This window comes from Paenibacillus elgii NBRC 100335 (genome assembly GCF_004000865.1).
Lineage (GTDB): Bacteria > Bacillota > Bacilli > Paenibacillales > NBRC-103111 > Paenibacillus_G > Paenibacillus_G elgii.
In genome coordinates this window covers 91,550-110,391 of record NZ_BIMB01000002.1, presented here as the reverse complement: position 1 = coordinate 110,391, position 18,842 = coordinate 91,550, and the positions used below count along the sequence as shown (strand labels likewise).

Annotated in this window: 20 protein-coding genes and 1 riboswitch; of the genes, 15 read left to right on the top strand and 5 right to left on the bottom strand. The window is 50.5% G+C overall.

All coding sequences use genetic code 11. The features are described 5' to 3' along the window. Positions 1–420: 420 nt before the first annotated feature. A riboswitch (cyclic di-AMP (ydaO/yuaA leader) is annotated at positions 421–567 on the top strand. Between the two features lie 67 nt (positions 568–634). Genes PEL01S_RS02075 through PEL01S_RS02065 form a run of 3 tightly spaced genes read left to right on the top strand, consistent with a single transcriptional unit; the run spans position 635 to position 3,952 of the window. Next, positions 635–1,987, top strand: coding sequence for a TrkH family potassium uptake protein (locus PEL01S_RS02075; RefSeq protein WP_127459080.1), 1,353 nt, complete (start codon positions 635–637; stop codon positions 1,985–1,987). Between the two features lie 13 nt (positions 1,988–2,000). Continuing rightward, entirely contained in the window at positions 2,001–2,663 is a 663-nt protein-coding gene (locus PEL01S_RS02070) for a potassium channel family protein (protein WP_063178182.1), read from the top strand. Positions 2,664–2,716: 53 nt separating this feature from the next. Beyond that, a complete protein-coding gene (locus tag PEL01S_RS02065; RefSeq protein WP_127459079.1) occupies positions 2,717–3,952 on the top strand; it encodes a cation:proton antiporter in 1,236 nt (411 codons plus the stop codon). Between the two features lie 19 nt (positions 3,953–3,971). Here PEL01S_RS02065 and PEL01S_RS02060 read toward each other — a convergent pair whose 3' ends face one another. Beyond that, positions 3,972–4,880 carry a LysR family transcriptional regulator gene (locus PEL01S_RS02060; RefSeq protein WP_127459078.1) on the bottom strand — a complete coding sequence of 303 codons (909 nt, stop codon included), beginning with the start codon at positions 4,878–4,880 and terminating at the stop codon, positions 3,972–3,974. 264 nt (positions 4,881–5,144) lie between these two features. On the opposite strand from PEL01S_RS02060, the gene PEL01S_RS02055 reads away from it, so the two are divergent. From PEL01S_RS02055 to PEL01S_RS02035, 5 genes are all read left to right on the top strand, one after another. Continuing rightward, positions 5,145–5,801 carry a succinate dehydrogenase cytochrome b558 subunit gene (locus PEL01S_RS02055; RefSeq protein WP_063178188.1) on the top strand — a complete coding sequence of 219 codons (657 nt, stop codon included), beginning with the start codon at positions 5,145–5,147 and terminating at the stop codon, positions 5,799–5,801. A 15-nt stretch (positions 5,802–5,816) separates the two neighbouring features. After that, positions 5,817–7,577, top strand: a complete 1,761-nt coding sequence (sdhA, locus tag PEL01S_RS02050) for a succinate dehydrogenase flavoprotein subunit (protein WP_063178190.1) — start codon at positions 5,817–5,819, stop codon at positions 7,575–7,577. 2 nt (positions 7,578–7,579) lie between these two features. Next, positions 7,580–8,347, top strand: a complete 768-nt coding sequence (sdhB, locus tag PEL01S_RS02045) for a succinate dehydrogenase iron-sulfur subunit (protein WP_036679356.1) — start codon at positions 7,580–7,582, stop codon at positions 8,345–8,347. Positions 8,348–9,177: 830 nt separating this feature from the next. Next, entirely contained in the window at positions 9,178–9,699 is a 522-nt protein-coding gene (locus PEL01S_RS35630; protein ID WP_127459077.1) for an accessory gene regulator B family protein, read from the top strand. A 150-nt stretch (positions 9,700–9,849) separates the two neighbouring features. Beyond that, positions 9,850–10,191, top strand: a complete 342-nt coding sequence (locus PEL01S_RS02035) for a LytTR family DNA-binding domain-containing protein (RefSeq protein ID WP_063178201.1) — start codon at positions 9,850–9,852, stop codon at positions 10,189–10,191. A gap of 4 nt (positions 10,192–10,195) precedes the next feature. Here the strand turns inward: PEL01S_RS02035 and PEL01S_RS02030 are convergent, their stop codons facing one another. Next, complete coding sequence (locus PEL01S_RS02030; protein WP_063178203.1) at positions 10,196–10,597, bottom strand: LytTR family transcriptional regulator DNA-binding domain-containing protein; 402 nt, start codon at positions 10,595–10,597, stop codon at positions 10,196–10,198. 249 nt (positions 10,598–10,846) lie between these two features. Here PEL01S_RS02030 and PEL01S_RS02025 point away from each other — a divergent pair, with 249 nt between their 5' ends. Together PEL01S_RS02025 and PEL01S_RS02020 are read left to right on the top strand one after the other, a co-directional pair. Then, positions 10,847–11,911 carry a LacI family DNA-binding transcriptional regulator gene (locus PEL01S_RS02025; protein ID WP_127459076.1) on the top strand — a complete coding sequence of 355 codons (1,065 nt, stop codon included), beginning with the start codon at positions 10,847–10,849 and terminating at the stop codon, positions 11,909–11,911. Positions 11,912–11,976: 65 nt separating this feature from the next. Then, positions 11,977–13,110 carry a glycoside hydrolase family 88 protein gene (locus tag PEL01S_RS02020; protein WP_127459075.1) on the top strand — a complete coding sequence of 378 codons (1,134 nt, stop codon included), beginning with the start codon at positions 11,977–11,979 and terminating at the stop codon, positions 13,108–13,110. Positions 13,111–13,465: 355 nt separating this feature from the next. Here the strand turns inward: PEL01S_RS02020 and PEL01S_RS35540 are convergent, their stop codons facing one another. Continuing rightward, positions 13,466–13,624 carry a tyrosine-type recombinase/integrase gene (locus PEL01S_RS35540; protein WP_127459074.1) on the bottom strand — a complete coding sequence of 53 codons (159 nt, stop codon included), beginning with the start codon at positions 13,622–13,624 and terminating at the stop codon, positions 13,466–13,468. 462 nt (positions 13,625–14,086) lie between these two features. Between PEL01S_RS35540 and PEL01S_RS02005 the strand changes: the two genes are divergently transcribed. From PEL01S_RS02005 to PEL01S_RS01985, 5 genes are all read left to right on the top strand, one after another. Next, a complete protein-coding gene (locus PEL01S_RS02005; protein ID WP_127459072.1) occupies positions 14,087–14,554 on the top strand; it encodes a hypothetical protein in 468 nt (155 codons plus the stop codon). Positions 14,555–14,941: 387 nt separating this feature from the next. After that, on the top strand, positions 14,942–15,289 hold the full coding sequence (locus tag PEL01S_RS02000) for a hypothetical protein (protein ID WP_063186707.1): 348 nt from the start codon (positions 14,942–14,944) through the stop codon (positions 15,287–15,289). Positions 15,290–15,464: 175 nt separating this feature from the next. After that, positions 15,465–15,755, top strand: coding sequence for a sigma factor (locus tag PEL01S_RS01995; RefSeq protein ID WP_255320057.1), 291 nt, complete (start codon positions 15,465–15,467; stop codon positions 15,753–15,755). A gap of 105 nt (positions 15,756–15,860) precedes the next feature. Beyond that, positions 15,861–16,094 carry a hypothetical protein gene (locus PEL01S_RS01990; RefSeq protein WP_127459071.1) on the top strand — a complete coding sequence of 78 codons (234 nt, stop codon included), beginning with the start codon at positions 15,861–15,863 and terminating at the stop codon, positions 16,092–16,094. 88 nt (positions 16,095–16,182) lie between these two features. After that, on the top strand, positions 16,183–16,410 hold the full coding sequence (locus PEL01S_RS01985; protein ID WP_127459070.1) for a hypothetical protein: 228 nt from the start codon (positions 16,183–16,185) through the stop codon (positions 16,408–16,410). A gap of 39 nt (positions 16,411–16,449) precedes the next feature. On the opposite strand, the gene PEL01S_RS01980 is transcribed toward PEL01S_RS01985, so the two are convergent. Beyond that, positions 16,450–16,653 carry a YbdD/YjiX family protein gene (locus PEL01S_RS01980; protein WP_010493609.1) on the bottom strand — a complete coding sequence of 68 codons (204 nt, stop codon included), beginning with the start codon at positions 16,651–16,653 and terminating at the stop codon, positions 16,450–16,452. Further along, positions 16,646–18,733: a carbon starvation CstA family protein gene (locus PEL01S_RS01975; protein ID WP_127459069.1), complete on the bottom strand. Its 2,088-nt coding sequence runs from the start codon at positions 18,731–18,733 to the stop codon at positions 16,646–16,648. The genes PEL01S_RS01980 and PEL01S_RS01975 overlap by 8 nt, the downstream gene beginning before the upstream one ends. Positions 18,734–18,842 lie beyond the last annotated feature (109 nt).

Below are 18,842 nucleotides of genomic sequence, written 5' to 3'. Positions count from 1 at the left end.
TTGCGCACAAAGTCGGTCGCCGCCGCGGCCGCTTGCTGTTTGGACACTTCCGGTACGTTCGTTGGGGCTTGGTCCGTCCGCTCCGTATCGCGAAAAAATGGAGAGACGATAATGACGCCAAAGTACAACAGCAGACCGATGACAGCAAGCAGAGGCAGGGGAGTTGCGGAATTAAATCGTTTCAGCATAAGAGCTCCTTATCGGATCCGGAATAATAACAGTGTATTCTTTTAAATTAGCATACATGCTCCGGGAAAATCCATCGATATTGCGAGCATGTCAGGGGAAAAACGCGAAAAGCGAAGCCACATAGGCGTAAGAGCGCTTACATCTGTCTTAAGGTTATAATTCTCGTACCATTTCCGTCAAAAACAGCTTTGTACTTCCGCCCAAACGGGATTATAATTCAATTCATATCAATTGAATAACAAGCCGAATTTCTTTACGAAAACGGGGGAACCATGATTTTAGGGGTGAATTCCGCAAGTCCTTCTTTGGGGCTTGTAGATAGGGTGCCTGTAAACCCGAATCCGTCAGCTAACCTCGTAGGCTTTTTTTGCAGGAACCTTTACACACGACACTAGGGTTTCCAGTGTCTTTTTTGTTGCCTGAAACCTGTTAACAGAGGTGTATAATGAAATCCATCGCCAAAAAAATCGAGCTAACGCCGCCGCAAATTCTAGTGATCGGCTTTGCGGCGATCATTCTGCTCGGGGCTACTCTGCTCTCCTTGCCGATCTCCTCGGCAAGCGGACAACCTACGCTCTTTATAGACGCGTTGTTTACGGCTACATCCGCCACTTGCGTAACCGGATTGGTCGTTGTGGACACGGGTAGCCATTATTCCATGTTCGGACAAATTGTCATTATTTCCCTGATTCAAGTTGGCGGTCTCGGTTTCATGACCATGTCGACTTTGTTTGCTTTCGTGCTCCGAAAGCGCATATCGCTCAAGGAACGGCTCATCTTGCAGGAAGCGATGAACCAAGGAAGTATGGAAGGGATCGTCCGCCTGATCCGGCGCGTCCTCGTCTACTCACTTACGATCGAGTTCGTTGCGGCTGTTATTTTCTCCATTCGCTGGTCGTTTGATTTGGGGATCGCCAAAGGCATTTACTTCGGCATATTCCATGCCATTTCGTTTTTTAACAACGCCGGTTTTGACTTATTCGGCTCCGTCGTCGCTCCGTTCACGAGTCTGACGACGTACGCGGACGATTGGATCGTTAATATCGTCTCGATGGGCTTGATCATATTGGGCGGCATAGGCTTCGTCGTCATGTCCGATGTCGTCGACTACAAGAAGCATAAGCGATTGTCGCTGCATTCCAAGGTGGTGCTGTCAGCTACCGGTCTTCTGATCGTGGTCGGGGCGATCGTCATCTTTATTTTCGAGTTTACGAATCAGAAGACGCTGGGCTCCCTGAACTGGTCCGGCAAAATTCTGGCTTCGTTCTTTCAATCGGTTTCGCCGCGGACGGCCGGGGCGAACTCGGTCGATATCGGTGCCATGCGACAAGCTTCACAATTTTTTATCATCATCCTGATGTTTATCGGGGCATCTCCGGGATCGACCGGCGGCGGGATTAAGACGACGACGTTCACGACGCTGATCGGTGCAATGATCGCTATGATCCGCGGAAAAGAGGATATCGTACTGTTCCATTACCGGCTCGGCAAGGACCGCATTCTTAAAGCGATTACGCTGACGATGATCGCTTTGTTTCTGGTCATTTTTGTCACGATGCTGCTGACCACGACGGAGAACCAATCGTTTCTGAAGCTGCTTTTCGAAGTAACCTCCGCCTTCGGTACGGTCGGACTTACGATGGGCGTTACGCCTGACCTTTCTTTTTTTGGAAAAATTATGATTTCTCTCACCATGTTTGCCGGCCGTCTCGGACCGCTTACGCTCGCCTATGCGCTAGGGCCGAAAGCGGAAAAAGAGTTGTACCGATACCCGGAAGGAAAAATTACGATCGGATAGGGGAAGCTAACGAATGAAACGTAGTCAGTATGCAGTCATCGGCCTCGGCCGCTTCGGTTCCAGCCTTGCAAAGGAACTGATCAAGCTCGGTTATGAGGTGCTGGGCATCGACAAGGATGAAGAAGCGGTGGAGGAGATGAGCGACGAGCTGACGCACGTCGTGGTGGCGGACGCTACCGACGAAGATGTGATCCGCTCGCTCGGCATCCGGAATTTCGATTGCGCTGTCGTTTCCATCGGCGATGACATTCAAGCGAGTATTTTAACGGCGATTTTGCTAAAAGATAGTGGTGTGGGCATGGTGGTGGCCAAGGCACTGTCCGAGCTGCACGGCAAAGTGCTGCAAAAGATCGGCGTAGACCGCGTCATCTATCCCGAGCGGGATATGGGCATTCGCGTGGCGCACCAGTTGGTATCGCCCAACCTGCTCGATTACATCGAGCTGTCGAAGGATTATACGATTGCCGAGCTCGCGGTGCCGCGCAGCTTGAACGGCCGTTCGTTGAAGGAGCTCGATCCGAGAGCGCGCTACGGCTGCAGCGTCGTTGCTATTAATAAGAAGAACGGCGTCATCATCGCTCCGACGGCCGAAGATATGGTGGAAGAACGCGATGTCATGGTCGTCATTGGCACAAACGAGCAGATCGAGACGTTCGAGAATGAGGTTATCCGGTAACAGACCGCGGTTGACCGAAGCAGGGCCGAGTTGTCAGGAGGCGAAGAGCACTAATGGAAAATGGCGTTATGATCGAACACGTACTCTTTCTTATTATATTTATCCTCCTCATCGGTATGATTTCCGGAAAAGTAGCGAGTTGGCTGAAACTGCCGGACGTCGCTCTTTTTTTGATCGCGGGCGTTGTTGTGGGACAAGGGATGCATCTGGTCAACGAGCCGAGCAGCTCGTTTATGAATCAATTTATTTTGACGGCCGGATCGGCGCTTATTCTGTTCGATGGCGGTCGGAATATCAAGTTGTCGGGGCTTCGCAAAGTATGGATCACCGTATCGCTGCTCAGTGTGCCCGGGGTTTTGATTACTTGTGCCGTCGTAGCTTTTGCCGCACACTGGCTGCTCGGCATCCCGATGATGTACGCGGTGCTGCTAGGTGCAATCATTTCATCGACGGACCCGGCGACACTCATTCCCGTTTTCAAGCAGGTGCGCATTCGTCCCAAGGTGCGGGAAACGGTCGAAAGCGAGTCCGCCTTCAACGACGCGACCGGCTCGATCCTTACTTTCTCGGTGCTCGGAGCGATCACAGGCGGTCAAGCCTTATCGGTTGGCGCTAGCGTGACCGGCTTTGTGCAGACTGCCGTGGGCGGCATTGTCGTCGGTTTGCTTATCGGACTCGTTCTGGTCTATGTTACAGCTCACTTCAAGCTCGGCTGGCTGCGGGATTATGCGACCATCGCCTTGATCGTCACGGCGCTCGGCGCCTATTGGCTCGGCGATGTGCTGCACGTCAGCGGCTTTATGGCGACCTTCGTGGCCGGCCTCATCTGGGGCAATCACGAGCTGTTCAAGCTGGAGTTGGACGACAAACTGCACGAAATGGCCCATTTTAGCGAAAATATGACGGTGGTTATGCGGATGCTCATCTTTATTATGCTGGGCAGCCAAGTGAATTTCCGGGTCATCCTCGATCACTTGTGGCCGAGTCTTGCCGTCATCGTCGTCTTTATGCTGATTGCCCGCCCGTTGACCGTGCTGGCATGCGCGCTTCCGGACCGCAAGGCCGAATGGAAGCGCAACGAGATTGTATTCATGTTCTGGGTGCGCGAAACGGGAGTAATTCCGGCGGCATTGTCGGGCATGGTTGCCGGGATGGGTGTGAAGTATGCGGACGTTATCGCGTCGGTCACGTTTCTGGCCGTGTTGCTGACCATCCTGCTGCAGGCCGGAACGACGGCGTATGTCGCCCGCAGGCTCGGATTGGAGGAGAAGGCGGACGGAGAGACCTGACGCATCGTCCGCCTTCTTTTTATAATGTATATTCGTCCGCCGTATGGTAATGCCGGACCGCTTGATCGATGAAGCGGCGGATGGACGGTTCAAGAACGGCTTCCTCCGTGAACAGGAGAGAGGTCGTTCTTTTCGTTTGTTCCAGCTCGGGGATGAAGCGCACGGTCAGCTCGTTGTCTTCGATCAGATTGTGGCGCAAATATGATTCGGGCAAGAGCGTTGCCGTTTTGCAGGTGGATACGAGCCGGGTAATCGCTTCGAACGAGTCGATCTCCATTTTAACATCCGGATGGACTCCGCAGCGGTGAAACATCTCATCCATTAAGACGCGGTACCATGTGCCCCGCGAAAACAGGATCATCGGCAGCTCGTGCAGATCTTGAATGAACAGCTCCCCCTTGTCGGCGAACGGATGCCCTTCGGGCAGCACGAGACAGAGCGGGTCGTCGAATAAGGGCACGCAGACGATGGAAGGATCTTCGATCATGGAGGCGACGAGACCGATGTCCACGCGTTTTTCTTTGATGAGCGGCACGATCTCGTGCGTTTTGCCGGTAACGGCCTTGATGTCCGTATTCGGGTATTCGCGGGTGTAGATCGTAATCAGATCGGGCAGCGTCGACTGGAGCGTCGTCAAGCTTGCTCCGATGACGATGCTGGCGGGCTTGACGCTTGTCTTGAACGCCTGCAGCTTCTCATGGAGCCGGCGCTCCAGCCGCTTCTGCTCCAGGGCGAACTCGTAGCAGACCTCACCGGCGCGGGTCAGCTCCAGCCGCTTGCCCTTGCGGACGAAGAGCTGAATGCCGAGCTCCTCCTCCAGCCGCATAATTTTACGCGACAGTGCGGGCTGGGAGACGTTGAGCAGTTGCGACGCTTTATTCAAGCTCTGCTGCTCGACGACGGTGGCAAATACATCGATAAGCTCCATAGCGGGTATCCTTCCTTTTCTTATATGACAATAAGTTATAAGCATATATAAAAAATCAGCACTTCCATTATAAGCGATTCAGGAGTAGTATGGAATGTGTCACTTCTTGTTCACATTTTTTGCCGCAAACGGTATAAAAGCTTGTCGAAACATCGAAAATAGGCATAGCGTTTTTTGTTGACGCTCCCGATATGCGGGAGTACAATGGTAAATGGTTTTGACGAAGCGGTGACAAGCCTTAATTTGAGGGGGGAACTAGTTTCAATGTTTAAAAATTCTTACTTTTCACGGAAGCTGCATTCATTGCTTGGTGTCATTCCGGTCGGCTTCTTTCTGATCGAGCACCTGCTGACGAACTACAAGGCGTTCAGCGGCGGACATGCAGCTTTTTTGGATCAAGTGTTCTGGCTTCATGAGCTGCCGCTCGTGCTGCTGCTGGAAATTGTCGGCATTTGGATTCCGCTCGCCTATCACGCCATCTACGGGTTGTATGTGGCTTATACGGCGCGCAACAACGTGTCCAACTATGGCTATTTCCGCAACCAAATGTTTTTCTTGCAGCGCGTAACCGGTGTCATTACGTTCTTGTTCGTGGCCTTCCACTTCTTCCAAACGCGTCTGCAAATCTCGTTCGGAGCGGTAGCGCAAGATGCGGTGGGCATCCACATGCATGAGATTGTGAGCAACAACATTTACTTCATTATGTACTGTATTGGCATCGTTGCGGCCGTGTTCCACTTCAGCAACGGCATGTGGTCTTTCCTCGTCAGCTGGGGGATTACCGTGGGGCCGCGCGCGCAGCGAGTTTCGACTTACGTATGGATGGGCGTATTCGTGGTCATGTCCGTCATGTTTATTTTGTCCTTGACGGCATTTTTGAATCCGGATTTCAGTCAGTTGCCGAAAATGGCGAAAGGTTAAGGGGGAGGGACGATCATGGCGAATTCAAAAATCATCGTTGTCGGTGGAGGCTTGGCCGGTTTGATGGCCACCATCAAAGCGGCAGAGGCTGGAGTTCACGTCGACCTGTTCTCCTTGGTGCCGGTTAAACGTTCCCACTCCGTGTGCGCGCAAGGCGGCATCAACGGAGCGGTGAATACGAAAGGGGAAGGCGACTCCCCGTGGGAACACTTTGACGATACGGTTTACGGTGGAGACTTTCTGGCCAACCAGCCGCCGGTTAAAGCGATGTGCGAAGCGGCGCCGGGCATTATCCACTTGATGGACCGGATGGGCGTTATGTTCAACCGTACGCCGGAAGGACTTCTCGATTTCCGCCGTTTCGGGGGAACGAAGCATCACCGTACGGCGTTTGCCGGTGCGACGACAGGCCAACAGCTGCTGTATGCGCTTGACGAGCAAGTGCGCCGCTGGGAAACCGCCGGTCTGGTAAAAAAATACGAGCATTGGGAATTCATGGGCGCGATTCTCGACGACGACGGCGTATGTCGCGGGATTGCCGGACAAGACCTGCGCAGCATGGAAGTTAACACTTTCAAGGCCGATGCGGTTATTTTGGCGACAGGCGGTCCTGGGATCATCTTCGGCAAAACGACGAACTCGGTTATCAACACGGGTACGGCGGCCAGTGCGGTATATCAGCAAGGCGTTTATTATGCGAACGGCGAGTTCATTCAGATTCACCCGACGGCGATTCCGGGCGACGACAAGCTTCGTCTCATGTCCGAATCCGCGCGCGGTGAAGGCGGACGCGTATGGACCTATAAAGACGGCAAGCCGTGGTACTTCCTTGAAGAAAAATATCCGGCTTATGGAAACCTGGTACCGCGCGATATCGCGACTCGGGAAATTTTCTCTGTATGCGTCGATATGAAGCTCGGCGTGAACGGCGAGAACATGGTGTACCTCGACCTGTCGCACAAAGATCCGAAAGAGCTTGACGTCAAGCTCGGCGGGATCATCGAGATCTATGAGAAATTCATGGGTGACGATCCGCGCAAAATTCCGATGAAGATTTTCCCTGCCGTGCACTACTCGATGGGCGGCATGTGGGTTGACTATAACCAAATGACGAATATTCCGGGGCTGTTCGCCTGTGGCGAGTGCGAGTACCAATACCATGGTGCCAACCGTCTGGGTGCGAACTCGCTGCTTTCCGCGATCTACGGTGGTATGATCACCGGTCCGAAGGCCATTGAATATATCAAAGGCTTGGATAAGCATGCCGAAGACGTTTCGTCGACGGTTTATGATCGCGCGAAAAAGGAACACACGGACAAATACGAAAGCATCTTGAAAATGAACGGCACCGAGAATGCTTACGTGCTGCACAAAGAGCTGGGCGAGTGGATGACGAACAACATGACCGTCGTGCGCTACAACAAGCAGCTTCAACAAACGCTCGACAAAATCAACGAGCTGAAGCAGCGCTACAAAAACATCAACATCAACGACTCGGCCCGTTTCAACAACCCGGGTGTGGCATTCACCCGCCAGCTGTGGAACATGCTTGAGCTGTCCCACGCGATGACGCTCGGCGCTCTGCTTCGCGACGAAAGCCGCGGCGCGCATTACAAGCCGGAGTTCCCGGATCGTAACGACGAGAAGTTCCTGAAAACGACGAAGGCGAAATGGACGCCAGACGGTCCGCAAATCGATTGGGAAGACGTTGACGTATCGCTGATCGAACCGAGAAAGCGTGACTACACGACCGACAAGAAGAAGGGAGGTCATTAATCATGGCCGAAGCAACTGCAGCAGCGAATAAAAAGGTCAAGTTCATCGTAACGCGTCAGGATTCTGCGGAAAGCAAACCGTACACGGAAGAGTTCGAGGTTCCTTACCGTCCGAATATGAACGTGATCAGCGCGTTGATGGAGATTCAGCGGAACCCGGTGAACGCGAGCGGCAATAAAACGACACCGGTCTGCTGGGAATCGAACTGTCTGGAAGAAGTGTGCGGCGCTTGCTCGATGGTCATTAACGGTAAGCCGCGGCAAGCTTGCTCCGCACTCGTCGACAAGCTGGAGCAGCCGATTCGCATCGCGCCGATGACGACATTCCCGGTCGTTCGCGACTTGGTGATCAATCGTGAGCGCATGTTTGCCGCTCTGAAGAAGGTTAAAGCATGGATTCCGATCGACGGTACGTACGACCTCGGTCCGGGACCGCGGATGGCCGAGTCCAAGCGTCAATGGGCCTATGAGCTGTCCAAGTGCATGACCTGCGGCGTGTGTCTTGAGTCCTGCCCGAACGTGAACGACAAAACAACGTTTATCGGTCCGGCGGCCGTCTCGCAAGTGCGTTTGTTCAACGCGCATCCGACAGGCGAGATGAACGCTCACGAGCGTCTGGAAGCTTTGATGGAAGATGGCGGCATCGAAGGCTGCGGTAACTCGCAGAACTGCGTACGTTCCTGTCCGAAAGGCATTCCGCTCACCACATCGATCGCGGCAATGAACCTCGATACGACGAAGCATTTGTTCAAGAAATGGCTTAGCGTGTAATCATATTCGTAATAAAATTCTCCCTTGCTACGATCGCAGGGGAGAATTTTTTTTTGTTTGGGAATAGGCAGTTTAGATCATCTTTTTCCAATTTATGTCCTTGTCGAAATTTGTAAATGGAAGTATATTAATACAAGGTATAATCAGGGGAATTTGTTAAGATAGCCATTGTGGGAGCGCGGTTGCATTGGTCGATTTTATATTGTTCATGGTCTTTTCGATAATGGAAACAATGGCAATGTATTATTTGATGTTCCGTTTGTTCAAGTTCGATATGTACCCGGCCTCGATTATATTTGCGAGCGCGGTGGCGTCGTTTATTTCGTATACGAATCGAAATGTATATGAGATTCAATCTATAGATGTTCTCGTGCAAATTTTTTTGATGTTTATGTTTGTTTGGCTGTTATTTAAAACGCATGTTTTCTATGCGGCCATCATGACATGTACGGTTTATGTAGGATACGTTATATTGCAAATACCATATTATTTTCTCTTAAATGGAATCGGTCTTTTTGACTCGCGTTTACCGATTCCCAGTGCCTACGGAACGTATTTACTTCAAATTATCACAGCATCTACCGCTTTCTTATTGGGAATGTGGGTCAAGAAAAGACGCAAAGGATTCGACTTTGTTCCCCACTCTCAGTATGAAGTTGTTAAGATGAATAAAATTAATATTGCGTTTCTCGGCTTAAATTTATTGTCTGTTTCCGTGTTGTCTCTCCTATATTTAACGAATCAGATTATTCAGCTTTTTTATTTGCCTTTTGCCTTAGTTTTTATCATGTACTTCATATTATATTTTGCATATAAAAAGGACCGCTCTAATGATTAGGAGGCCGTCACGAGCCATCGCAACTTGGCTAAAAAATGCCAACCCGGAGGAAACCGCAAGCATTGAAGTCATGGAATATGCTTTAAGTATTTTAATTAATATTTCATTGATTATTATCATTTCGTTAGGTATCGGACATAGCATGGGGAAATACGGCGAAACCGCTCTGGCCTTGTTTAGTTTTATTTTGTTAAGATTTTTTTCAGGCGGGGTACACATCAGGTCCAGTTTCGGTTGTATGGCGATAACTATTGTATTGTGTTCAACGATTCCCCGGCTCCCCGTACTGAATAAGGCGGAGATGTTGATATTTACTTTACTTTGTGTTTGTTTATTGTTATTGTTTGCACCTCAAGTGCACAGCGAGGCCGGTTTCAAACCTGAATTGAAACGTTTATTTAAGATCATTTCATTATGCATCGTGAGCTCGAATTTAATCTTCTGGTCCTCGATTATTTCCGTCTCTTTTTTGATTCAGTGTTTGACCCTTATTCCTTTAAAAGGAGATAAATAAGTATGAAGAAACTGATAGCCAGGAGGATTTCAAATATTTTATATGCTTGCGCTATGTTTTTCGCCGTTACTTTGAAACCTGCTTTGTTCAGTCCCAAAGCCCCGAAAGAACTGGTCGACAAATAAGTATGAGTTTGGAGTTGGATCTACAATGCGAGTGCTTCGGGAGGACGGTTCGGGTTACGAACTTGACGACGATGAGATCGTTTTTTTCACCACTCATAATAATGTCATCAGCGTACATACCCGCACTGAACGATATATCGTTCCGACGACGCTCGACCAGTTGAGCAAAGCGTATCAAGATTTGTCGTTCGATAAGGTGGATCGATCTTATAGCGTAAGAATGGACCGGATCGCAGGTTACCATGCTGTTCGTAAGGCGGTTTATTTCGAGGAGGAAACGACGGACCACACGAAATACGCTCCCGTTTCCGAGCCCAATATGAAAAAAGTGTTAAAGCATTTGGAAAAGAAAAAAGACCAACCTTGAAGGGCTAGTCTTTTTTCGGCAGTGCTCCGGAGATCGATTGGCATCGGTTATGGTGGATGCGCTGATGAACGATGTCTTGCAGCAGATGCATGAACATCCAGCTGATGGAAGCGAACTTGCTTCGCTCTGTCGGGAAATCGTCAAAGTAGGCCTTTAAATGATGTCCGACCCCTTTGACCTTCGACATGTTCACGACATTGGAGCCATCGAGCTGCCAGAAGTCTTCAATATGATTTTCCAGATCGTCCAAATCCGCGATAGCCCGGTATTCTCCGTGCAAGGTATGGAAAATAAGCCTTCCGGACTTATCCTTTTCGGTATAAAGAACATCGCTGTGGAGATCGATAACGGCGAGTCTGCTTTCTCCCGTTGGCAAAGTTTGAATAACCGACATGGGCGATTTCATGGAGGCTCTCCTTTTGTGTACTTTTTAACAAAAAAATAGATCCTAAATAATGGTTTTACATGGAATTGTTTACTGAAAAGGATAACATAGATTTAGTGATTTTTTTACATTGGTTTAAAATTTAAATCCTCTATTGACAAAATAAGCCAACCCAATCTATAAAATTTCGTTGACGAATGGGTAGGAGAGAAGGTAAAATAGACATTAATTTAAACGTTTAAATTATGCTGAAGAATTGGAGTACCGGTTATGAGCAAAAAACGCCAAATCACGATCGTAGATCTGGCAGAGGCTGCCGGCGTATCGATTGCTACGGTGTCGAACGTGCTAAATAGACGGAATGTGCCGATGTCGGCCGAGACGATCCGGAAGGTGGAAGCGGCGGCGGAGCTTCTCGGTTACCGCCGCAATGTAATGGCTGCCAGCCTCAGCAGCAAAAAGTCTTACGAGCTGGGGATGCTCGTACCAAGCTTCGGCGGGTATTACGGGCGTTTTGCCGAAGAGATGCAGCGTACCGCTCATCAGTACGGGTATCATCTGTCGGTATTTTCGGCGGCGGGTTTCGATCCGGAGATCGAGAAGCGTCACTTGGACGTGCTGCTGCAGCGCAGGGTAGACGGGTTGTTTTGCCACGGGTTGGCGATGTCTCAGGAGGCTACCAGACAGATCGTATCAGATGGTACCCCGTTGGTCCTGTTTAACGCTTGGGGATGGCCGAGCGACATTGCGGCCGGGGCGGTCAATCTCGATTTTCTGGAAGGCTGCGATACAATCGTGCGGCATTTGTACGAGCAGGGCAGCCGGAAGATGGTTTACTTAGCGAAAGCTAAATCGCTTGGAACGGACCGACAGCGCCGGATCGGCTTCCGTAACGGATTGGATCGGCTTCCGGAAGCGATCCCATCCGCGATCGTGGAGATGGATGACGGGCTCACGATGGATGAAGTGGTGGAACAGGTGCTTGCATTTTCGGACGGAGTCCGGCCGATCGGGGTGATGGGATTCGACGATAATGTGGCGTTGGCGTTCATGTTTGCCGTACTGCGCCATGGCTACAAAGTTCCGCAAGATGTGCAGATTGTCGGGGTCAATAACGATCCGTTCACATCGGTCTGCTATCCGTCGATGACGACGATGAACATTCCTTACGACAAGCAAGCCCGACTGGCCATCCGCTTGATGCTAGAGCAGCTCGGGGAGATCGAGACGATGGTGCGGATCGATGGAAATTCCGATCAAGTCGAGATTACCGATGCACACGAGATCCGCGTTCCGATGCAGCTTGTCCCGCGCATGTCTAGCCAGTCGGTCTGACGACGGGCTTCATCGGCCTCCGGGCCCTACATAGACGACAACCAGAAAAAAGGAGCTTGATCCTCATGAGTTTATGGCAAAAGGCGATTGAAGATGCGGTTCAAAAAACAAAAGCCAACATTGGCAAATTCGGCGGCCTGTTTCCTCATGTCAGCGAGAACGGAAAATATATTTTAAACGATAATTGCGATTGGACGGAAGGCTTCTGGTCCGGGATGCTATGGCTTTGCTATGAGCTTACCAAGGACGAGGCGTTCCGCGAAGCGGCCGTTCAGACGGTCGAGAGCTTCAAGAAACGGCTCGAAGCCCATCGGGTGCTGGACCATCACGATATCGGGTTCTTGTACTCGCTTTCCGCCAAAGCACAGTGGATTATCGAGCGGGACCCGGCTGCCAAGCAACTGGCACTGGAAGCGGCCGATGTGATGATGCGGCGTTGGCGTCCGAAAGGCCGTTACATCCAAGCGTGGGGGCCGGAAGGCGATCCGGAGAATGGCGGACGCATCATCATCGACTGCATGATGAACCTGCCCTTGCTATACTGGGCTTACGAGCAGACGGGGAACAAGGAGTATTTGGACGTAGCAGTTACACACGCTGACAAATCGCGGCGTTTCCTGGTCCGCGGGGACGATTCGTCTTATCATACGTTTTACTTCGACCAAGAGACGGGCGAGTCGCTTCGCGGGGGGACGCATCAAGGCTACCGCGATGCCTCTACATGGACCCGGGGACAGGCTTGGGGCATCTACGGGTTCGCCTTGTCTTACCGGTATACGAAAAATCCGTTGTATCTGGAAACGTCCCGCCGCATGGCGCGTTATTTCCTGGAGCGGCTGCCGCAAGACGATGTGGTGTACTGGGACTTCGATGCGCCGGTCACCCCGGAAACGAAACGCGACAGCTCTGCGTCTGCGATCGCCTCGGCCGGGCTTGTTGAGCTTCTGTCTCATTTGAACGCCGAGGATGCCGACCGGGCCTTCCTGGAGGACGGGCTGCACCGTTCGATGAAATCGCTGGTCGAGAATTACTCTACGATCGGACAGCCGGATGCGGAAGGGCTGCTGGAGCACGGCTCGTACAGCGTGCGCGGTGGGTCGGCGCCGGACGATTATATGATTTGGGGCGATTATTACTACCTCGAAGCGCTGCTTCGTATGGAAAATGGCATCGCGGGCTATTGGTACGAAAGAAGCTAGGATGAATGTGGAGGCTCCCTTACGATTCGGTCCGCTTAGGATGACGTAAGGGAGCTTTTTGCATTTGGCATGAAAGGGGGACGTCCATTTAAGGAAAAGCGAGCAGGATTTTTGCGAAATGGTAGCGATTACAATTTTGTTACACAAATGAAATATTCCTGTTACGTATTTAACATGTTAGGGGTGTAATATAATAAGCAAGACCCCCTTTTTAATATATAAACCTTTGAAGACTCGCCCCGTTGGCGGGTCTCTTTTTTTTGTTTATGGGCGGAAATACCGTGATATATAAGGATTTTTAGGAGCGTGAACTTAGCGGAAATCGTTATTGGGGACGCCGGGCAAAACGATCGAATTAGTGGGCAATTTGTTTCTTTTTCTTTGTAGTTACATGGACATAAATATTAGCGGTAATCCTGGAGTTAGAATGGCGTAAACGCTCTTGAATGGACTTTATATCTTCTCCTGCCTCAAAGAGAAGTGAACCCAAGGTATGAGGTATGCCGTAGATCATGCAATCGTATTTGTCTCAGACCGCTTTTCTTGAGAAATTTGTTCCAACGGTTCGAGGGTGTCCCTGGGTAAAGAGGTTCGCCAAATCCCCTGAGAAAAATATATTCATTTTCACCGTCGCGCCATAAAGTACCTCGATGTTCTTTTTCTTCATCCCATATCTGGCAGTAAGCTTTTAATTCATTCATGTACCATTCAGGCATATCGATCTCATCTTCGGAATCGTTTTTTGTTGTGTCTACAATCTTAGATACAGAGATGCCCTATCAAAAACGCACTTTATAACTTTGTAGATATATAGAACTGCACTTGAGGAAAGCGAGTCTCCTTTACCATCTTTACGAAATGAAAAGTTTATTTTCTAAAAAAATATTAATATTTATATTACAGTACTTACATTACGAGTAATTTAATGTTATTATTTTACTGTAATTCAAATTATTAATATATAGGAGTGATTAAAGTGAAAATTTTGAAAAAGGTTTGTATGGTTTCGGCACTTGCATGCTTGGCTTTTGCAGTACCTGTTAGTGCTGCGGATGTAAATGTTCCGGCAAGTTTCGCTGATAAAACACCTGAGACAAGCAATATCATTTCACTCGCCAGTGATCCTAGCGGGAGTTATACTCTTAAACCGTGGGAAACTCAATCATTTTACTGGTTATCGCCTACTAGCAATAGAACGCTCACATTTGAAGCAAATCAACAGGGTGTACTCGGTGGTATTCCATTTTTAAATTATAAGCATTACATTTACAAAAATGGGAATTGGGAACTGATAAAGGAATATACTGCTTCGGGAAATGGGGTACGCAGTGAAATTTTAGGGAGTGACTCATCAACGTTTTATCGTCTCGATGTTACAAATGTCATGTACTATTCTGGCACAACCGATGTCAAGCTCAATATCCAATTTTATTTCTCGAACTAAGAATATAGCAGTTGCATGATGCATCCGCTTAGGGCCGGACAATTGAGCAATCCCCCACTAGCTTAGCTGGTGGGGATTTTCATTTGTTATGAAGCGAAAATCACTATGTATTTTTTCGTATGTACCAAGAAGGAGCAAGCCATTTTCTAAAGCTGCGACTAGTTCCGGACTAAGGATATGTAGGTTTTGTTAATGGGAATATAAATTAATTTATGAATATTTTTTAAAAATTTACTAAATAAGGTTTAAAGTATTTTGTTCATTGTATATCATACGGATATACCCTACGAAATATTTGGAGGATAAAAGGAGGGGGACTAGCAGTAAATCGTGCAGTAGCGGTTTTTTAAACAACATTTAGCAATGAAATGAAAGGGAGTGTATTTCATGGTTAAAAAAAGCACGGCAATCTTAGCATTATGTTCGTTGATGGCTATATCGGCTTTATCTATGGATGGTCAAGCTGCAAGTGCGTCTCAAGCGGCTCCATCCTCTAGTGTTCAGCTGGAACCGCCATTTTCGAATGCGTTCCCAACCCAATGGGTTATGGTCGGATCTCCTATTCCTGAAGGATGGGTTATTACCAAAGTGGGAGGAAACATGATCGAAATTACGAATGTCAAGAGCGCCACTTATGGCCGTGAAATTTGGGTGATGTTAGGCTCGCCCATTCCTAAAGGATGGGTAATTATTAGGCCAACAGGAAACATGAATTTAATCAAGTTTTTGGGATGATTTGATGCTATTATTATAAATCGGCATAGTTAAAGAACGAGAAATAGACCGTTACCTTTATCTGGGACGGTCTATTTTTTTTGTAACCTTTTCCGTATTTGAAAGATCTAATAATTGAATGAAGAGAAGAAGATTGCAAAAGGGATCGTTTTTTTATGGAAGGGTGGCTGTATTGGTGGATTTGAAAGAAGACTACATCCGCAAAGCGCAAGCAGGGGATAGCGAAGCATTCATCGATCTGATAAAGGAATTGGAGCTGCCCTTGTATCGAATGGCCTTGGCGATCGTTAAGCAGGAGGCGGATTGTGCCGATGTCGTACAAGAGGCGATATTGAAAGCTTATAAGTCGCTGCATACGTTAAAAGATCCTGCTTTTTTCAAGACGTGGATCTACCGGATTTTGATTAACGAGTGCAATAAACTGCTGAAGAAGCGGATGCTGTTGATGGCGGGCGACGAACAATAGCCGATGTGCTTGGGATATTGACGGGAGCGGTGAAGACCCGCCTGCACAGGGCAAGAAAACAGTTATTATCTTGGTTAGGAAACGGTACGGAAAGGAAGATGAGCTGTGGCACACAATAAGCTGGACAAAAGCTTGATCGAATGCAGGAATAAGCTCCCCGACCACATCACGGCAACGATGCGTTCCCGTTTGGACGAAACGTATAGGATGATCCGTGAAACGGAGAAGCAAATGGACAAGCTTCCCAGTGAAACAATAAAAAAGCGGAAGCCGCTTCGGAAAGGGTTAGTCATTGCCGTCGCCGCAGCCATCCGAAGAGACGAAAATCAATCAGGGTGAGAGTTGGAAAATAGCCGCCAAAATTGACATCTCGCCTATCACAACCCATCTCGTTATTAACATCGCGGACAAGCACCTTCAGGAAGAAATGGGGGTTGATCTCGCTGATCACGAGAGGAATGTACTGGAATCTCACGGCGGGCATGTGTACCCTCTTGAAGGCGAAGCCGCTAAAAGCTACGACGCTTTCCCGACCAGGCCGAAATCAGTAACGGTCAAGCCGTATTTGGATTGGGGCAAGCAGGGGAAACAGTATATCCCTGAGCTGGAGCTTGTCGTACCGGTGCCCGAGAATCCTGAAGACGGAAGCAAATGATAAAAAAGGCCGATCCGCTAAGGACCGGCCTTTTAACTCTCAGCAGCAGCGCGAAACTTTGCCGCCTTTGGCGTTGTAGCGGGCTTCCTGCGCCTCGCGGAAAAATTCCTCCCGCGTCTGGATCGGCTCGCCCGGATGGCATTCCTTTCGATGCTCGACGTACCGCTCATAGTTCGGCACCCCGACGAGCAAGTCGAGGAATTGTCTGCGGTATTTGAGCACATCCTTGACCGCCTCAAACATACTTCGGCACCTCCCGGACGCCGTCTGCGCCGCGCGCCACGTAAGGCGCTTCGCTCAGCCCGACGGGCAGGCCCTTCAGCACGCGGTACCAAGTACGCAGCGATACGAGGAGTATGGCAACCACGATGATCATAAACACGCCACATAAGATGGCATCCACGTAATCGTTCGTGATGATCTGCTGCATTTGCGTGGCGGTTTTGGCCGGAGCGACCAACTTCCCGGCGTTCAACGCGTCCTGATACTGCTGCGCGTGGGTCAGAAATCCGATTTTGGCGTCGGAGTGAAACAGCTTCTGCCAGCCGGCCGTCATCGTAATGGTCAGCAGCCAGACTGTCGGCACCAGTGTCACCCAGGCGTACGCTTTCTTGCCCATTTTCAGCAGGATGGTCGAGCCGAGAATAAGCGCCATGCCCGCCAGCATCTGGTTGGCGATCCCGAACAGCGCCCAAAGCGAGTTGATCCCGCCTAGCGGATCGATGACGCCTTGGTACAAGAAATAGCCCCACCCGGCTACGCAAAGCGCCGTGGCGATAACGTTGCCCAGCGTCGATTCGGTATTGCCGAGCGGTTTGACGACGCTGCCGAGAATTTCTTGAATCATAAACCGGCCAACGCGGGTTCCCGCATCGATCGTCGTCAAAATAAACAAGGCCTCGAACAAGATGGCAAAATGATACCAGAACGCCATCAGCGCTTTGCCGCCAATGACCCCGGACAAAATATGCGCCATGCCGATCGCGAACGTCGGCGCGCCGCCAGTCCGCGAAAGAATCGTCGATTCGCCGACGTCCTTGGCCAAATTGGTCAGGTCGTCCGGCGTGATCGTAAAGCCCCATGACGTGAGCGTGGCCGCCGCTTTCACCGCATCGGTGCCGATGGCGGCAGCCGGGGAGTTAATGGCGAAGTAGGCGCCCGGCGTAATGACGCAGGCGGCGATCAGCGCCATGATGGCGACGAACGATTCCATCAGCATCGCGCCGTAGCCGATCGGCCGGGCGTGCGTTTCCCGCTCCAGCATTTTCGGCGTCGTGCCGGACGAAATCAGCGCATGGAAGCCGGAGACGGCGCCGCACGCAATCGTAATGAACAGGAACGGGAACAGGTTGCCGGCGAAGACCGGCCCTGTGCCGTCGATAAACTTCGTCGTGGACGGCATCGCCAGATCCGGCATGACGAACAGGATGCCGAGCGCGAGTCCCACAATCGTGCCGATTTTCAGAAATGTGCTCAAGTAATCGCGCGGAGCCAGCAGCAGCCAAACCGGCAGCGCGGAAGCGATAAAGCCGTAAGCGATCAGCATGAGCGCAATCGTCTCGCCGCTGAACGTAAACATACCGGAGAGCACCGGGCTTTCCGCCACGTACTTGCCCCCTACGAGAGAGCCCAGGAGCAGTACCAGCCCGATCAGTGAAGCTTCGGCGACCCGACCGGGACGAATAAACCGCATGTAGATTCCCATCACGACGGCGATGGGGATGGTGGCTGCGATGGTGAACATCCCCCAAGGGCTGCCGACTAGCGCTTTGACGACAACGAGCGCCAGTACCGCAAGCAGAATAACCATGATGGCGAGAATGCCGATCATCGCGATCGCTCCAGCTACCGGGCCGATTTCGTCCTTAATCATTTCTCCGAGCGATTTGCCGCCCCGTCTCGTCGAGGCGAATAAGATGACGAAGTCCTGCACGGCTCCACCGAGAATAACGCCGATCACAATCCAGAGCGTGCCGGGCAAATAGCCCATTTGCGCCGCAAGCACCGGACCGACGAGCGGCCCTGCGCCGGCGATCGCGGCGAAGTGATGCCCGAACAGGACCCATTTGTTCGTCGGTACGTAATCTTTGCCGTCATTGTTGATTTCGGCCGGCGTCTTGCGGTTGTCGTCTAAACCGAGCACTTTGCGGGCCAGGAATTTACTGTAGAAGCGGTAAGCGACGGCATAACATGAAACGGCGGCGACAATCAGCCAGACGGCGTTGACCGATTCCCCGCGGTTCAGCGCAATCGTCGCGAAACCGAAGGCGCCGAGTACCGATACGAGTCCCCATAAACCTATGGATTTCAAGCTTTTAGCCATGCGGTTCCCTCCACCTGTGAATTGCTTCCATCTTGGCAGCGTTTGCAAACAAGTATAATCGCTCTTTTGCCCGAGGGAAACCGCTTGGATCGCATGATGTCCGGAACCC